This is a genomic window from Oryzibacillus soli, from assembly GCF_051594765.1.
Taxonomy (GTDB): domain Bacteria; phylum Bacillota; class Bacilli; order Paenibacillales; family NBRC-103111; genus Paenibacillus_AR.
Window position 1 is genome coordinate 1 of the sequence record NZ_JBPPGJ010000034.1, and the last position, 16490, is coordinate 16490.

Consider the following 16490-nt stretch of genomic DNA (forward strand, 5'->3'; position numbering starts at 1 on the left):
AAGGGGCTGTCCCAAAAGTCATGAAAAACATGGCTTAGGGATGGCCCCTTCTATTTTTGCTTTTTTTGTAAAACAAAAAGAAACCTGTCCTAGGTAAAATGGATGTGTCGAGCAACCATTTATTCCAAAAGGAGAGGTTTCTTTTGTACATCCAATATACCATGGACCAGTTGTGTCTGCCAATGGATCTTGAATATGACATTCCTCAAAACCATCTTGTCCGGGTTATTAACACAGCCGTAAATCGTCTGGATGACGCCATCTTTGACGTGGCTTACCCAGGGGGTGGACGGGATAGCTACCACCCCAAGATGCTCACCAAAGTTATCATTTACGCCTACACGCAGCGCATCTACTCCTCCCGTCAGATTGCCAAAGCCATCCGCGAAAACATCATGTTCATGTGGATTGCAGGCAGGCAACGCCCAGATTTTCGTACCATCAACCGATTTCGCTCGGAGCGAATGAAAACCGTACTAGAGACCGTGTTTACCGCGGTTCTTCATTTTCTGGCGGAGGAGAACTATGTGAAGCTGGAACATTACTTTGTGGACGGCACCAAGATCGAAGCCAATGCCAACCGGTATACGTTTGTTTGGGGGAAGGCGGTCGTCAAGCAGAAGGCCAAGCTTCTGGAGAAAGTACAAACTTTATTCGCCGCCATTGAGGAAGCCGAGAAGCAAGAAGAAAAAACGCACGGGGGCCAGGATCTTATCGAGCTGGGGGAGATATCCACCGTTAGCAGTGAAAAACTGGAGCAAGCTGTCAAGCAATTAGAAGAACGCTTGCAGGAGAAGCCCAAAGACAAGCCGTTAAAAAAGGCAGTTCGCGTATTGCGCAAGGACCTTCTTCCTCGTCTTCAAAAGTACGAGACACAGCAAGCAGTCTTAGGTACAAGAAACAGCTACAGCAAAACCGATCATGACGCCACGTTTATGCGAATGAAAGAAGACCACATGCAAAACGGCCAGCTGAAACCGGGCTACAATGTACAGATCGGCACCGAAAATCAATTCATCGTCGGCTACAGCTTGCACCAGCGGCCAACCGATACGCGCTGTCTCATCCCACATCTCGAAAAGGTAAAATCGCAGTTAGGGAAACTCCCGGGCACCGTCATCGCCGATGCAGGGTATGGCGGCGAAGAGAATTACGACTATCTCGAGCAAAATGACGTTGAAGCGATCGTCAAATACAGTACCTATCACCGCGAAAAGAGCAACGCCTGGCAGAAGGACATCGGCAAGATCGACAACTGGACCTATAACAACGAAGAAGATACATGGACATGCGCGGTCGGACAATCTCTCGAATTCCGTCGAGTAAGCAAGGAGAAGACGGAAAGTGGCTACGAAATCGAATATCGGCATTACCGAAGTGCCGGATGTGAGAATTGCCCGTTGAAGCTACAGTGTACGAAAGCCGAGGGGAACCGCGAGATCAAAGTAAGCATGAAGTATTTGCGGCTGAAGAACCAAGCAAGGCAAAAGCTCCGTAGCGAAGAAGGATATGCGTTGGCAGTGAGACGTATGATCGAACCGGAGCCTGTATTTGGCGATATGAAGAGCAACCGAGGCTTTAAGCGGTTCCTGCTTCGAGGCTTACCAAAAGTAAGTCTAGAGGTCGGGTGGCTTTCCCTTGCCCATAACCTGCTCAAGAAAGCAGCTGTGGATGCCAAAAACGAAAGAGCTAAGCGAAAACAGGCCGCCTAGCTCTTTCGTTTTTTCGTATAGCATCACTTATGTTGCTCGGGCTGATTCAAAATTCACTTTTGGGACAGCCTCTTCTTTTTTAGGGGATGACCTGTTCCTTGACGTTCCGTCCGGAGACCTCCGGTATTCGGTGGGCCTGCCGTCCTTCAGATAAGAAGCGGCAATAGCCGCTCTCCCCCTGAACCAATCCTGGGACGCCGTTCACAATTTGGACACAAACTTTTAATGTTCCTTTCAGTTTTCTTTAAGCTCGGTTTAGACTTCCGTACGTATATTAAATTTGCTTGTTTTTGGGAGGGACCACAACTTGAATTGGGGGGTTACCGAGTGTGCTAGAAGTGCGTGAGGTCAGCAAAATGTACGAGAATCAGCGCGGCGTCCGCAACATTGACTTCTCGATGGACCGGGGGGAAATCGTGGGCTTTCTGGGACCCAACGGAGCGGGAAAAACCACGACCATGCGGATGATTACGGGGTATCTGAATCCAACGAAGGGACAGATCCGGATCGACGGCTTATCCATGGCCGACAGCCCGAAGAAGGCCCGGCGCAAGATCGGGTATCTGCCGGAAACACCGCCGCTGTACCCGGATATGTCCGTGCAGGCGTATCTGAAATTCATCGCGGATCTTCGGGATATTCCGGCCCGGGAGCAGAAGCAGCGGATCAGCGAGGCCGTTGGCAAGCTGGGGCTCCAGGGGCGGGAGAAGCAGGTGATCCGCAGTCTGTCGAAGGGCTACAAGCAGCGGCTGGGGCTGGCTCAGGCCATCCTGCACAAGCCGGATCTGCTGGTGCTGGACGAACCCACCTCCGGCCTGGATCCCAAGCAGATCATCGAAATTCGCGAGCTTATTAAGGAGCTGGGCGAGAACCATACGGTGCTCCTGAGCACCCATATTCTCCCTGAGGTGAACACCCTCTGCAACCGGGTGCTCATCATCAACCAGGGGCAGATCGTCCTGGACGAGAAGCCGGAGCAGCTGAACGGCCGCATGGGGGAGAAGTTCGAGCTGACCTTGGAGGTGCGCGGGGAGCAGATGGCCGTCGTGAGCGGCATTCAAGCCGTGGCCGGCGTCGATACGGTCGAGCTGCTCCAAGCAGCTGCCCAGCCGGAGGCCACTCCGGGCGCGGACGATATCGTGCGGCTGCGCGTGGCGGCGAAGGACCGGACCGATATCCGGGAGCAGCTCTTCTATAGGATGGCGGAGCTGCGCCTTCCGATTCTGGAGATGAAGAAGGAGACCTTGAGCCTGGAGGAGATCTTCCTGAAGCTGACCTCCGGAGATGCTGCAGCCGGCGGCTCGGGGATCGTAACCGAGGAGGAGCGGGAGCCGTTCGACAGTGCCGGTGAAGCTTCCGAAGAGGCAGGCTCCCAAGCGGAGAACCCGGAGGGGACCGCTGCCGCCGGCCTGGACGGAGACGCGGACGAAGACAAGGACGAAGACCCGAACACACCGGGAGGAGGGACCGGCCGTGCGTAGAATGTGGGCCATTTGCCGCAAGGAATTGCAGATGTATTTTTACTCGCCGGTGGCGTATGTGGCGTTCGCCTTTTATTTCCTGCTGACGGGGTTCTTCTTCGCCAACGACTTCCTGTCCAGCTTCCAGGTCGATATCCGGCCCATGTTCAGCAACATGATCCTGTTCTACCTGTTCATCATTCCGCTCCTGACCATGCGTCTGGTCTCGGATGAGCTGCGCCAAGGCACGGATGAGCTCCTGCTCACCTCCCCGGCTAACATCACCGAGATCATCCTGGGCAAATATGCGGCGGCGGTGATCGTTCAGTTCCTGCTGGTGGCGCTCTCTCTCCTGTACCCGGCGATCATGGCCACCTACGGGACGCTGGACCAGCCAGTGCTCTGGCTGTCCTATCTCAGCCTGTTCCTGCTGGGAGCGGCCATGATGGCCGTCGGCTTGTTCTGCTCCACGTTGTCCTCTCATCAGATGGTTGCCGGCATTGCGGCGTTCGCCATGCTTCTCTTGATGTGGGTCATCGATTGGATGGGGTACAGCCTCTATTCCTCCGGCCGGGACTTCTTCACCCAGTTCTCCATCGTGCAGCGGCTGAACAATCTGCAGAAGGGGATCTTCGACCTGCCGGACGTGCTGTTTTATGTGACCCTGTCGGTGCTGTTCCTCGTGTTGAGCATTCAGACGCTGGAACGCAAACGCTGGAGATAGGAGGGAGACCATCGTGAAAAACTGGATCAAAGGCACCAATGCCGCCGTCTTGTCTCTGGCCGCCGTAGGGATATTCATCTTGCTCACGATCTTCCTGCACTCCATGAAGGGAGTCCAGTGGGATCTGACCGCGAACAAGAAGTTTACCTTGTCCGACAAGACCGTCAGCACCGTCAAGAGCCTCGACAAGGAGGTCCACGCCATCGCCTTCACTCAGGAGGGGCAGAGCGTGGTCAGCCGGCAGATCAAGGACCTGCTGGACGAATACCATAAGCTGAACGACAAGTTTACCTGGGAAGAGGTGGACCCGAAGAAGAAGCCCGCCATCGCCCAGAAATACCAGATCGACGCCTATGGCACCATCGTGTTCGAGGGCAACGGCAAGACCAAGAGCGTCAGCAGCAGCGAGCTGTTCGGCTACGGGTCGGACCAGACCACCTATACCTATGACGGGGAATCGAAGTTTACCCAGGCCATTCTGGACCTCATATCCGGGCAAAAGCATGTGGCCTACGTCGTGACCGGCCATAACGAGCTTCCGATGACCAATGCCTCCGAGTTCAAGCGCGGGCTGGAGAACGAGGGCGTGGAATGGAAGGACTTGAACCTGTTCAAGGACGGGGCCATCCCGCAGGACGCGGAAACCTTGGTCATCCTGTCCCCGCAGAAGGACCTGAGCGAGCAGGAGGCCAAGCTGATCACCGATTATTTGGCCGATAAGGGCAAGCTGTACATGACCGTCGACCTGGCCAAGGACATGGACAAGTGGACCCATTGGACCAAGGTGCTGGACGCCGTCGGCGTGAAGAGCCAGAATGCACTGGTGGTGGAGTCTTCCAAGACCTTGTCCTCCGATCCGCTGACCATCGTTCCGCAGTACGGCTACCACGACATCACGAAGAAGCTGGAGCAGCAGCAGGTGATCGTGGCCATGCCGGGTGTGATGTCCCTGACGGCGCAGACGGACAAGACCGGCTTCACGGCCAGCTCGCTGCTGCGGACCGGGGACCAAGGGTATGGCAAGACGAACCTGGCGCCCTTCACCTCGAATACCCGTCTGACCCAGGAGGTCATCAAGAAGACCGATGCGGACCTGAAGGGTCCTCTGGATCTGGCTTATGCCGTGACCAAGGACGACAAGCCCAAGGCGGTGGTTATCGGCAACGGCCTCTTTCTGCGGGATGACTGGATCGCGGAGCAGAGCAACCGGGACTTCGCCCTGAACAGCGTGAATTGGCTCAGCGGACAGAAGGAGCTCGTCACCATCCGTCCCCGGGAGGAGAAGGCGCCGCAGCAGGTGTACATCGCCCTGTCGAAGCAGAAGCTGATCTATTGGGGCACCATTCTCGTGTTCCCGCTGTGCTTCCTCGTGCTGGGCGGCTTCGTCTGGTGGAGGAGGAGAAAAGGATGAAGAAGCTTCTGCCTACGCTTCTGCTGGTTGTAGTGCTGATCGCCGGGTATGTGTACGCGAAGCAGGAGAACTTCTTCCGTGAGAAGGCGAAGCCGGCTTCCGTCCTGTTCACCCTGCAGAGCGCGGAGGTGACCGGCGTCAAGCTGGGAACCGGCGATAACGCCGTAGAGATCAAGCGCAAGGACGACGGCTGGGAGATGCTGAAGCCGGCAGCCTATCCGGTGGAGAAGCTTGCTGCCGACGGGCTGGCCCAATCGATGGCGGACCTGAAGGTGAAGGGCGTCATCGACGAGAACCCGGGCAGCTTGGCGGACTTCGGATTGGATCGACCTTCCCGGGAGGTCGAAGCGGCGCTGAAGGACGGGAGCGTAAGGAAGCTCCTCGTCGGCAGTCCGCTGCCGGTAGCCGGCACCACCTATGTGAAGGCGGCGGACCGCAATACCGTCTACGAGATGGAGGACTCCGTGCTGTCTGGTGTGAGTAAGACCGCGGAAGACCTTCTCGACAAGAACGTTCTGAAGGTGGAGTACGACAAGATCAAGTCAGTGGAGCTGGAATGGAAGGGCGAGAAATGGACCCTGACCAAGAGCGATCTGGCGAAGAAGGCCTATGAGTCGGCCTGGAAGCTCGGCGATAAGGAGCTGAAGCCCGAGGAGGGCGGCGCCATTCTCGACAAGCTGACCTTCCTGGCTACCGATCGGCTTCCGAAGGCGAAGGGCGAGGTGAACCTGGCCGCCGCCGAGCTGAAGCTGACGGTGAAGCAGGAGGACGGCGGCCAGGAGACGGTCCTGTCCTACGCCGGCAAGATCGACAACGAGCTGGTCCGCATCGCCAAGGATGACGGAGCCTGGGCGTACGCCGTGACCGTCACGGATATTCAGGCGCTGTATGATATGGGGAAGAAATAGTCTTGCGCGGCAGCAGCCGGTCCTCCAGGGGGCCGGCTGTTCGGCGTTGGGAACCCTGCCCCCCGTCTTAACGGGTGGTGGGGAAAAGAAAGATGCGGCTGTTTATCCGGCTCCCTTTTTCTGTTAAGATCAGAAAAGGAAACCATTGGAAACAAAGGGGGATTCCCATATGCTGCATATTACGAACGGGGACGCCGTGGCGGAAAGATTACGGAAGGCGGGCATGGAAGGAAGGGTGCTTCCGTGGCGGGAGGACTACACGGAAGGGCCGGTAGCGGCGGACATGCAGTCGGAGGCCGTCCGCCAAGAACGGGCGCGGTTCCTGGATGAGACCTTCGGCATTCCGCCGAAGCTCTATGAAGCGAACCGCGAGGAGCAGGAGACGGCCCTGGACGCGGCCGTCTATGCAGGCGAAGAGATCGTGCTGTGGTTCGAGCACGATCTCTATGATCAGACGATGCAGGCGTACCTGCTGCATCGGCTCTCGGAGCTGGAGGCGCAGCGGGACGTTCCGCCGCTCCGCCTCCAGCTCGTGACCCTCGGCTCGTATCCGGGGATCGAGCCGTTTCACGGGCTGGGCCAGCTGAGTCCGGCGCAGCTGGCCTCGCTCTACCCGGGGCGGCGGCCCGTCGCCCCCGGGCAGCTGGCGCTGGGCCGGCAGGCTTGGGAGGCGTACGTCTCCACCGACCCCCGGTCGGTGGAAGCGCTCCTCCCAGCCCCCGGCACCGCTGCGCTGCCCTTCCTGCGGGGGGCCTTCGCCGCCCACCTGGCGCGCTTCCCGTCGGTCCGCGACGGGCTGGGCCGGGTGGAGCGCGCCGTGCTGGAGGCGGTGGCCGCCAGCTTCGGGCAGCTGGTGCCGCTCTTCCGGGAGGCCACCGAGCCGCTCACCCTGTACGGCATCGGCGACTTGGCCTTCTGGCCGCACCTGGAGCGGCTGCGTGACGGCCCCCATCCCCTGCTCCGCATCGACGGGGCGGAACGGCTGCCGCGGTTCGGGGAGCCCGCGCCGCAAGGGGTGACCGTCCGCCTGACTCCGGACGGCCGCAAGGTGCTGGACGGCGAGGCGGACGCCGTCCAGCTGAACGGCATCCGCCGCATCTTAGGCGGCGTCCGGCTTGAGCCCGCCGGCCCCGTCTGGCGCTGGGACCCGGATGCGGAGCGACTCGTGCAGCCGGGCAACTAACCTTGCCGCCTTCCGGCTATCCCTTCTCCCGGAGCGCTCTGGATTTGCGTGTCCGGGGGAGAGAGCCGGGCGCCTGCTTGCGGATCCACCGGAGGTATCGGGCGATCTGCCCGTCGGCCCGGAGCTCCTCCAGGGTGGACAGCCTGGCGGCCAGCTCTTCGTTGGAATAGAGGGCATGGATCTGCTTATGGCAGGGCCGGCACAGGTCGGCGGTGGGCAGATGGGAGCCGCCCATCTCCCGGGGGGTCAGATGATGCTCCGTCGTCTCCACCCCCGTCCGGCCGCAGAGCTCGCATGCATCCAGCGCCGGTTTCACGGGCGGGCATCCTTCCAGCCGCACAGCGTCAGGAGACGGTCCACCGGATAATCGAAGCCGAACAGGCGGGGCTCGTTCTCCTCCGAGAAGAGGAGGATGTACGGATCCTGGCCCAAGGGCAGGAACACATACATCTCCGCCGCGAAGGCGTAGAATCCCGGCTGCTTCACCTCCTGCGAGGGCTGGAGCGGGATCCGGAGCACCGTGCCATCCTTGGGATCGGCGCGGAACAAGCCCTTGGCCTTGCTCAAGGACTGGAGCAGCTTGCCGGCTTCCGCCTGAAGCTCCGGGGTGGAAGGAATCCGGCTGACCACCGCCCCTTGCGCCACATCGAAGCGCTCCAGCTCCGACCCGGCCGGCGCAAGCGCCTCGCCCGCCGTACCGAAGCTGACCGCCAACCACAACGCTGCCGTTAACAGCAGCAGAACCGCCGATTTTTTCACCGGGCAACACCTCCGGTAATAAGGTGCCCCAATTTTTGTTCAGCCACCAGCCAACGTAAAAAACCAAAGACCGCCATCCCATTCAGGGACAGCGGTCTACGGCAAGAGTCTAACGGTTGCCACACGCATTATGTGCGGGCGATAGAGCCTTTTTCATTTCTAACGGATGCCACAGGCGTTAATGGATCGGTTTTTACGAAATAACGCCTTCCAGACGCGAAATAACGCCGGTCACAACCGTTAGCGAATAAACCCGGCCCATCTCAGCGAAATAACGGCTGCAGCAACCGTTAGACTGACACCCATCCATGCTCTCTCGTCTCCATCGCCAGACGCTCATTCAAGCGCTGCTCTCGTCTCCATCGCCAGACGCTCATCCACGCGCTCTCGTCTACCATCGCCATGCAGCAGCAACCGTTAGCCGGTGCTGACTCTAAGCCTCTTCTTACAGCGCCAGATGGATATCCTCGATCTCCGTGACCCGGACCGTCTCAACCACCTTCCGGTCCACATCGTAGACAGTCACGATGCCGGAGGCGTCGTCCTGGCTGACGATCTTGCAGGCGATATCCAGCATTTTGCCCTTGCCCTTTAAGGCCTTCAGGCGAATCAGCTTGTCCTGCTTCTTCCAGTCGGACAGCTGCTCCGACAGAGCGGCCACCATAGGCGAATGTTCGACTTTCTTCGGCTCGTGCTTGGGCTCATGCTTGGTCTCGTGCTTCGGGGCCGGCTTGATGTCCGTCGCCGCTTTTTGGGAATCGGCCGCTCTAGGAGCCTCGCCTTGAGGAACCGCTGGAGGCTTGAACGCCGCAGCATCCTTTTCCCGCCACAGGTATTTCTTTATGCGTTTCGTATAGGCCAAGTAAGCCAGTAGCTCCTTAACCGCCGCATCTTCCCCGTCTTCCACGTCGATCTCCAATATGATGGTTTTTATAGCCAACGATACCCCTTCTTCCGTATGCGTGTGTTAAGGGAAGATCACCCGTTCAAGCATGACCAAAAATAGTTAAACTTACCTATGATTATACCATATTATTCATCCGTTTCGCATGGTCTAATAAGACCAACGCCCTATTTGACACCCATGTCCCCCTCCCTTAGACTGGAGAGGATGGACAGGCTCGTAAACCAGACGGATGGAAGGCGGAGGCTCATCATGACAGGGCTCATCGGACAATGGCGGCATGTATTTAAGCTGGACCCGGACCGGGAATTAAGCGACGAAGCGCTGGAGAAGGTCTGTACGTCCGGCACGGACGCGATCCTCGTCGGCGGCTCCTCCGGCGTGACCTATGACAATACCGTGGATCTGATGTCCCGAATCCGCCGCTTTGCCGTTCCTTGCGTCTTGGAGATCTCAACGGATGAAGCGCTGGTTCCGGGCTTCGATCTCTATTTTATCCCGATTGTGCTGAATACCGATCAGGGGGAATGGATTTGCGGCCGGCATCAGGAGGCGCTTCGTGAGGCGGGGGCCCATCTGGAATGGGACCGGATCGCCGCCGAAGGGTACGTCATCCTGAACGAGGATTCCACCGCCGCCAAGCTAACGGGGGCCCGGGCGCCCGCCACGCTGAAGGATCTGACCGCGTATGCCCGCATGGCGGACCGGCTTTTTTCGCTGCCGATCTTCTATGTCGAGTACAGCGGCACCTTCGGCAATATGGAGTGGGTCCGGCAGACCCGGAACGTGCTGCAGCGCTCCCGGCTCTTCTACGGGGGAGGCATCGACGGCCCGGACAAGGCCCGCGAAGCCGCCCAAGCCGCCCATACGATCGTCGTCGGCAACGCCGTTTACGAGAATCTGTCCCAAGCCCTTGCTACAGTGGACGCCGTCCGCAAGCTCTGACACACTCCCGGAACACGGGGGCCTGTGGAATTTCGATAGATGGGAAGGACTCGCATGACATTTTTAACGGATCTTCAACAGTCGGTCAACAAGCTTAACCCTCAGCAGAAAAAAGCCGTGGAGACCGTCAACGGTCCCCTTCTGATCATGGCAGGCGCCGGCTCCGGCAAGACCCGGGTGCTGACGCACCGGATCGCTTATCTGATCGGCACCGGGAAGGCCGCGCCGTGGAGCATTCTGGCCATCACGTTCACCAACAAGGCGGCACGCGAGATGCAGGACCGGGTGGAGAAGCTGGTCGGCCCGTCCGCCCGCGACATCTGGGTCTCCACGTTCCACTCCATGTGCGTGAAGATTCTGCGCCGCGACATCTCCCGCATCGGCTTCACCTCCAACTTCACCATTCTCGATTCCGCGGACCAGCTGTCCGTCATCAAGGGGTGCATGAAGGAGCTCAACATCGACGCCAAGAAGTTCGAGCCCAAGTCCATTCAAGCGGCCATCGGCAACGCGAAGAACGAGCTGGTGACGCCCGAGCGGCTGGAGATGAAGATCGGCGATTATTTTGACGGACTGGTGGCCAAGGTCTACAAGCTGTACCAGAAGAAGCTGAAGGCCAACAATTCCCTGGACTTCGACGACCTCATCATGACGACCATCCAATTGTTCAAGGACGTGCCCGAGGTGCTGGAGCACTACCAGAACAAGTTCCAATACGTCCACGTGGACGAGTATCAGGATACGAACCGCGCCCAATACATGCTCTGCAAGATGATCGCGGACAAGCACCACCGCATCTGCGTCGTCGGAGACAGCGACCAGTCCATCTACCGCTGGCGCGGGGCGGACATTACGAACATTCTGAATTTCGAGGAAGACTATCCGGAAGCGACGACCATCCTTCTGGAGCAGAACTACCGGTCCACGACCAACATCCTGAATGCCGCCAACAAGGTCATCTCCAATAACACCGGGCGCAAATCCAAGAATCTGTGGTCCGACAAGGGCGAAGGCGAGAAGATCCGGCTTTATTCGGCGGATTCGGAGCATGAGGAAGGCTATTTCATCGTCGGCGAGATCAAGAAGGGCCTGAATACGGGGCGGAACTACCGCGATTACGCCATCCTGTACCGCACCAACGCCCAATCCCGGGTCATCGAGGAAATTCTGATCAAGTCCGAGGTGCCCTACCAGATTGTCGGCGGCATCAAGTTCTATGACCGGAAGGAAATCAAGGACCTGCTGGCTTATCTGCGGCTCATCTCCAACCCCGACGACGACATCAGCCTGGGCCGGGTCATCAACGTGCCGAAGCGCGGTGTCGGGGACACCACGGTGGACAAGCTGGCGGATGCGGCCGCCCGCCGGGGCGTCTCCATCTTCGCGGTGCTGGACGACCTGGACGAGCTGGACATCACCGGGCGTACGAAGGCGACGCTCCGGGATTTCCGCGACATGATCGCCAACCTGAATCAGATGCTGGAGTACCTGTCCGTCACGGAGCTGACGGAGAAGATGCTGGAGCTGACGGCCTACAAGCTGGAGCTGCAGCGGGAAAATACCCTCGAGTCCCAGTCCCGCCTCGAGAACATCGACGAGTTCCTGTCCGTGACCATGGACTTCGAGAAGCGCAACGAGGACAAGAGCCTGGTGTCCTTCCTGACGGACCTGGCCCTGATCGCGGACATCGACAGCATGGATAAGGACGAGGATGCGGCCTCCGGGAACGCCGTAGTCCTTATGACCATGCACAGCGCCAAGGGCTTGGAGTTCCCGGTCGTGTTCATCTGCGGCTGCGAGGAGAGCGTGTTCCCTCACAGCCGGGCCCTGACGGACAACGAGGAGCTGGAGGAGGAACGGCGCCTGGCCTACGTGGGCATCACGCGGGCGGAGGAAGAGCTCTACATGACCAACGCTAGGATGCGGACGCTGTTCGGCCGCATGAGCGCCAATGCGCCGTCCCGGTTCCTGAAGGAGATCCCGGACCAGTTCAAGGAAGAGCTGACGCCGGGACGGGACCGCTTCGGACGGCCGGGCCTGGCGGGCAGCTTCGCCGACCGCAGGACGGGAGGAGCCTCCTTCGGGGGAGGCTCGTTCAGCGGCGGCGCGGGCGCGGGCGCATCCGCCGCCGGCGGAACCCGTCCCTTCGGCGCTCCATCGGGCGCCGCTCCTGCCGGAGGGGGCGGGCTGATGTCCCGCCCGCGGCCGGGAGCCCCGGCCGGCGCAGGTGCCGGCGCGGTCAACCCAGCCGACTTCCGCATGGGCGACAAGGTGTCGCACAACAAGTGGGGCACCGGCACCATCGTGGCCGTGAAGGGCACAGGAGACGATACGGAGCTGCAGATCGCCTTCCCGGCCCCGGTCGGGGTGAAGCGCCTGTTGGCCAAGTTCGCTCCCATTACGAAGCAATCCTGATCCCAAAGATACCCTTATTCCGAAAGGATGACCGGCTATGTCAACGGAACGCACGGCCCAGATGCAGCAGTTGATCGAAGAGCTGAACAAGCATGCTTATCTGTATTATACGTTGGATCGGCCGACCCTCTCGGATGCCGAATATGATGCGCTGTATGACCGGCTCGCCGCGTTGGAGAAGGAGACGGGCACCGTACTGCCCGATTCTCCGACCCTGCGGGTGGGCGGAGAGATTCTGAAGGGCTTCGAGCCCCACCGTCACAAGGCCAGGCTGTGGAGCTTGGATAAGGCGCAGAATAAGGACGATCTGATGGCCTGGCATGCCCGTGTGGTCAAGCTGGTGGACCAATATAATGCGGCCAACCCAGCGAATCCGCTGCCGAAGCCTGCTTTTGCGCTGGAGCTCAAATTCGACGGGCTGACTCTGAACCTGACCTACGAGAACGGGCTGCTGGTACAAGCCTCCACCCGGGGTAACGGCCAGGTAGGGGAGGGCATCCTGCCCCAGGTTCAGACCATCCGCTCCATTCCGCTGCGCATTCCGTTCACCGAAGGCACCATCGAGGTGCAGGGCGAGGGCGTCATGTTCCTCTCCGTCCTGGAGGAATATAACCGAACAGCAGCCGAGCCGCTGAAGAATGCCCGGAATGCGGCTGCGGGAGCCCTGCGGAACTTGAATCCGCAGACCACCGCCGAGCGGAAGCTGGATGCGTTCTTCTACAACGTGGGATACTCCGACAACATTCAGTTCGAGACGCATCAAGAGATGCTGGCGTTTCTTCGGGAGAATCACTTTAAGGTCAACGACTTCACCCACTACTTCGATACGATCGAGCAAGTAGTCGGGGAGCTGGACCGGGTGGCGGAGCTGCGCGCCGGCTTCGACTTCCTGATCGACGGAACGGTCGTGAAGGTGACCGATATGCGGACTCGCGAGGTGCTGGGCTATACGGACAAATTCCCTCGCTGGGCGGTAGCCTATAAATTCGAGGCCGAGGAAGCGGCGACCACGCTGCTCTCCGTCACCTGGGAGCTGGGACGTACGGGCAAGCTGACGCCGGTGGCCAAGGTGGAACCGGTGGAGCTGGCCGGAGTAACGGTGCAGAACTGCACGCTGAACAACATGGGGGACATTGAGCGCAAAGGGCTGAAGCACGGCTTAGGGACGCTGGTGTACATCCGCCGGTCCAATGACGTCATTCCCGAGATTCTGGGCAAGGTGACGGAGGAACAGGATGGGGGAGAGATCGGCGCACCCGAGATCTGCCCGGCCTGCGGCTCCTCCTTGGAATGGCGCGGCGCCCATCTGTTCTGCCCGAACAAGACGGGCTGCCGTCCGCAGCTGATCGGCCGGATCGCGCATTTTGCATCCCGGGATGCCATGGATATCGAGACCTTCAGCGAGAAGACGGCGGAGCAGCTCTACGACGAGCGGGGCGTGCGCGATCCGGCGGATCTGTATGAGCTGACGCTGGACCAGCTGGTGGGGCTGGAGCGCTTCGGCGAGAAGAAGGCGAAGAACCTGCTGGAGGCACTGGAGAAGTCGAAGACTCGGGATCTGTCTTCGTTCCTGTTCGCGCTGGGGATTCCCAACACGGGCAAGACGACCACCAAGGAGCTGGCGGATCACTACCGCAGCTTGGACGGCATCATGGCAGCCACTCGCGAGGAGCTGCAGGCGCTTCCGGACATCGGCGGCATTGTGGCGGACAGCATCGTCACGTTCTTCGAGGACCCGCTCATGCGGGCCAGCATCGAGAAGATGCTGCGCTTGGGTGTGGCGCCGCGGGCCGAAGAGAAAGCCGCGCCGGCCAACACCGAGGGCTTCTTCTACGGCAAGACCGTCGTCCTGACCGGCACGCTGCCGACCTTGTCCCGCGACGATGCGGGCAAGCTGCTGGAGGCGGCAGGAGCCAAGGTGACGGGCAGCGTCTCCAAGAAGACGGACGTGGTCGTCGCCGGCGAGAGTGCCGGCAGCAAGCTGACCAAGGCCCAGGAGCTGGGCATTCGGATCATCGATAACGAAGAGGAGCTGCTGCGTCTATTGAACGGCGGCGAATAAGGACGAAGCCCCTTGCGGCACCCGATACGGGTGATGCAAGGGGCTTCTTCGCGTTCTTCCTTCCATTCTGGACCTTAGTCGGGGTCCGATTTATACCGAGGTCGGTTTTGGCCGGTTCTCTGTGGGGTTACAATGTGTACCATAAAGAGCTTCCCCGGCTATAAAGGATGGTGTTCAGTCATGTTGGAGTCTTACTTGTTTCCCATATCGTACGCATTCATGGCGTTTCCCTTGGCGGCGGGTCTGTTCACGCTGCCGTTCCTGACCGTGCAGTACCGGAGGCACGGTTATATCAACAAGTTCCGCGCCGTCGTGCTTTATTTATTGCTGCTATATTTGATGAATGCGCTGTTCTTGGTCCTGCTGCCTCTCCCCGCTAGTATCCATAACGCGCCTCGGGAGCTCATCTCCGCAATGCAGTGGATTCCGTTTCATTTCATCCATGACATCATTCAGGAATCCGCAATGTCTGCCGACAGCACGGCCTCCTACGTGCACCTGCTGAAGGAGCGTGCTTTTTTGCAGGTGCTGTTCAATGTGATCTTGACCATGCCGTTCGGATTTTTCCTCCGGTACTACTTCCGGAGCAGCCGCCGGGTCTGTGTGGCCGCTTCCTTCGGCCTGTCGCTTTTTTTCGAGGTCACCCAGCTCACCGGGATCTACGGGATATTCGATTATCCGTATCGGCTGTTCGATGTGGATGATCTGATGGCCAATACGCTGGGCGGCATGATGGGCTTCGCGCTGTCGGCCCGGCTGTCGGGACTGCTCCCGAAGATCGATAAGCTGGATGATCAAGTAGATTTGGCGGCCCAACGCGTCACTTATATCCGCAGGGCGTTGGCCTTGCTCCTGGACGGGTGCCTGCTGCTGCCCTTATGGGCTTTTTTGATCGTCATCCGCGTTCCCTATCCTTGCTTCCTGCTGGCCTTCTTCTATTATGGTGTGCTCACCTACGTGACCAACGGCCGGACCTTCGGCAAGTGGGTGGTCCGCATCCGGCTCACGGGCCGGGAGACGCATATCCGCATTCGCGAGCTGCTGATCCGGTATGGTCTGCTCTTCGCAGCGGCGGCTGTGCTGGAGGTGGCGGTGAGCGGGTACGTTTCTACTGTGTACCTGGCTTTGGGCGCGGGTGCGGCCGGCTTGATCGGAGCTGTGATGACCGTCCACCTGTTCCGCTGTATGCTGAACCGGAGCCGGAAGCCTTTTTATGAAGCGAGAAGCGGCACCGGGTTTGTCGTATTCTAGATTTTACAGGATAAGGAAACCTCGCGGCGGAACTGCCGTATAACAGATTAATTCGAAACGGGGAGAGGATCCGGATGAACGGCAAAGGCTGTATCAAGTGCGGGAGCAGAAATGCAGACACGAAGGAAGTGGCGATGACCGGAACGGGGCTGTCTAAGATGTTCGATATTCAGAAGAACCAATTCGTTGTGGTATATTGCAAAAACTGCGGCTACTCGGAGTTTTATAACCGCGAGTCGTCCAAGGCCTCCAACATCCTCGATTTCTTCTTTGGAGGCTGATCTTGACGCGCTTGCGTTGGGGCAACCGTTCTGCGTACCAGATGGTGCGTGCAGGGCGGTTTTTTCTTGTCAAAAAATAGTGACTTGCTTTCGCAAGGTCGTCTATGGTATATTACTTTTCGCCGCTTCGAAGGGCTTGGCCCGACGGTGGCAGAGAAGAATATCAGGAACAAAATAAGATGTTGACTTTCACGACATAACCTGATAAGATATCTTCTTGTGACGGTATGAAGCGCTAACGCATTACAGCGCGAATGCGTCCCGCAAGCTCCTTGAAAACTGAACAAATGACATGTTTTACAACAGCCAAGTGTAATGAATGAGCTATATCGAACGAACCTTTTTGGAGAGTTTGATCCTGGCTCAGGACGAACGCTGGCGGCGTGCCTAATACATGCAAGTCGAGCGGATCTGTTCCTTCGGGGACAGGTTAGCGGCGGACGGGTGAGTAACACGTAGGCAACCTGCCTGTAAG

At 59.0% G+C, this 16490-nt stretch carries 14 protein-coding genes and 1 rRNA gene; 12 read left to right on the forward strand and 3 right to left on the reverse strand.

Features of this window, described 5'->3' with window-relative positions; all coding sequences use genetic code 11:
- Positions 1-143 precede the first annotated feature (143 nt).
- The 6 genes from ACSEXW_RS27200 (at position 144) to ACSEXW_RS27225 (ending at position 7398) form a co-directional block, all read left to right on the forward strand.
- Complete coding sequence (locus ACSEXW_RS27200; RefSeq protein WP_438449323.1) at positions 144-1712, forward strand: IS1182 family transposase; 1569 nt, start codon at positions 144-146, stop codon at positions 1710-1712.
- 329 nt (positions 1713-2041) lie between these two features.
- Positions 2042-3193: an ABC transporter ATP-binding protein gene (locus tag ACSEXW_RS27205; protein ID WP_438449324.1), complete on the forward strand. Its 1152-nt coding sequence runs from the start codon at positions 2042-2044 to the stop codon at positions 3191-3193.
- 1 nt (position 3194) lies between these two features.
- A complete protein-coding gene (locus tag ACSEXW_RS27210; RefSeq protein WP_438449336.1) occupies positions 3195-3896 on the forward strand; it encodes an ABC transporter permease in 702 nt (233 codons plus the stop codon).
- Between the two features lie 13 nt (positions 3897-3909).
- On the forward strand, positions 3910-5307 hold the full coding sequence (locus ACSEXW_RS27215) for a GldG family protein (protein WP_438449325.1): 1398 nt from the start codon (positions 3910-3912) through the stop codon (positions 5305-5307).
- A complete protein-coding gene (locus tag ACSEXW_RS27220; protein ID WP_438449326.1) occupies positions 5304-6215 on the forward strand; it encodes a DUF4340 domain-containing protein in 912 nt (303 codons plus the stop codon). The genes ACSEXW_RS27215 and ACSEXW_RS27220 overlap by 4 nt, the downstream gene beginning before the upstream one ends.
- Before the next feature lie 169 nt (positions 6216-6384).
- A complete protein-coding gene (locus ACSEXW_RS27225) occupies positions 6385-7398 on the forward strand; it encodes a DUF1835 domain-containing protein (RefSeq protein WP_438449327.1) in 1014 nt (337 codons plus the stop codon).
- 16 nt (positions 7399-7414) lie between these two features.
- On the opposite strand, the gene hlpB is transcribed toward ACSEXW_RS27225, so the two are convergent.
- The 3 genes from hlpB to ACSEXW_RS27240 form a co-directional block, all read right to left on the reverse strand.
- Positions 7415-7714, reverse strand: coding sequence for an HNH nuclease-like protein HlpB (gene hlpB, locus ACSEXW_RS27230; protein ID WP_438449328.1), 300 nt, complete (start codon positions 7712-7714; stop codon positions 7415-7417).
- Positions 7711-8157: a hypothetical protein gene (locus tag ACSEXW_RS27235; RefSeq protein WP_438449329.1), complete on the reverse strand. Its 447-nt coding sequence runs from the start codon at positions 8155-8157 to the stop codon at positions 7711-7713. The genes hlpB and ACSEXW_RS27235 overlap by 4 nt, the downstream gene beginning before the upstream one ends.
- Before the next feature lie 445 nt (positions 8158-8602).
- On the reverse strand, positions 8603-9097 hold the full coding sequence (locus tag ACSEXW_RS27240) for a hypothetical protein (protein WP_438449330.1): 495 nt from the start codon (positions 9095-9097) through the stop codon (positions 8603-8605).
- Positions 9098-9313: 216 nt separating this feature from the next.
- Here ACSEXW_RS27240 and pcrB point away from each other — a divergent pair, with 216 nt between their 5' ends.
- The 6 genes from pcrB to ACSEXW_RS27270 all read left to right on the forward strand — a co-directional run.
- Complete coding sequence (gene pcrB, locus ACSEXW_RS27245) at positions 9314-10006, forward strand: heptaprenylglyceryl phosphate synthase (RefSeq protein WP_438449331.1); 693 nt, start codon at positions 9314-9316, stop codon at positions 10004-10006.
- Between the two features lie 54 nt (positions 10007-10060).
- Complete coding sequence (gene pcrA / locus ACSEXW_RS27250) at positions 10061-12421, forward strand: DNA helicase PcrA (RefSeq protein WP_438449332.1); 2361 nt, start codon at positions 10061-10063, stop codon at positions 12419-12421.
- 37 nt (positions 12422-12458) lie between these two features.
- Positions 12459-14483: an NAD-dependent DNA ligase LigA gene (gene ligA / locus ACSEXW_RS27255; RefSeq protein ID WP_438449333.1), complete on the forward strand. Its 2025-nt coding sequence runs from the start codon at positions 12459-12461 to the stop codon at positions 14481-14483.
- Between the two features lie 180 nt (positions 14484-14663).
- The gene (locus ACSEXW_RS27260) at positions 14664-15734 is read left to right on the forward strand and encodes a VanZ family protein (RefSeq protein WP_438449334.1); all 1071 of its coding nucleotides are present in this window, start codon (positions 14664-14666) and stop codon (positions 15732-15734) included.
- Between the two features lie 74 nt (positions 15735-15808).
- The gene (locus ACSEXW_RS27265) at positions 15809-16015 is read left to right on the forward strand and encodes a zinc ribbon domain-containing protein (RefSeq protein ID WP_438449335.1); all 207 of its coding nucleotides are present in this window, start codon (positions 15809-15811) and stop codon (positions 16013-16015) included.
- Between the two features lie 340 nt (positions 16016-16355).
- Positions 16356-16490: ribosomal RNA gene (locus ACSEXW_RS27270) — 16S ribosomal RNA — on the forward strand; the annotation flags it as partial.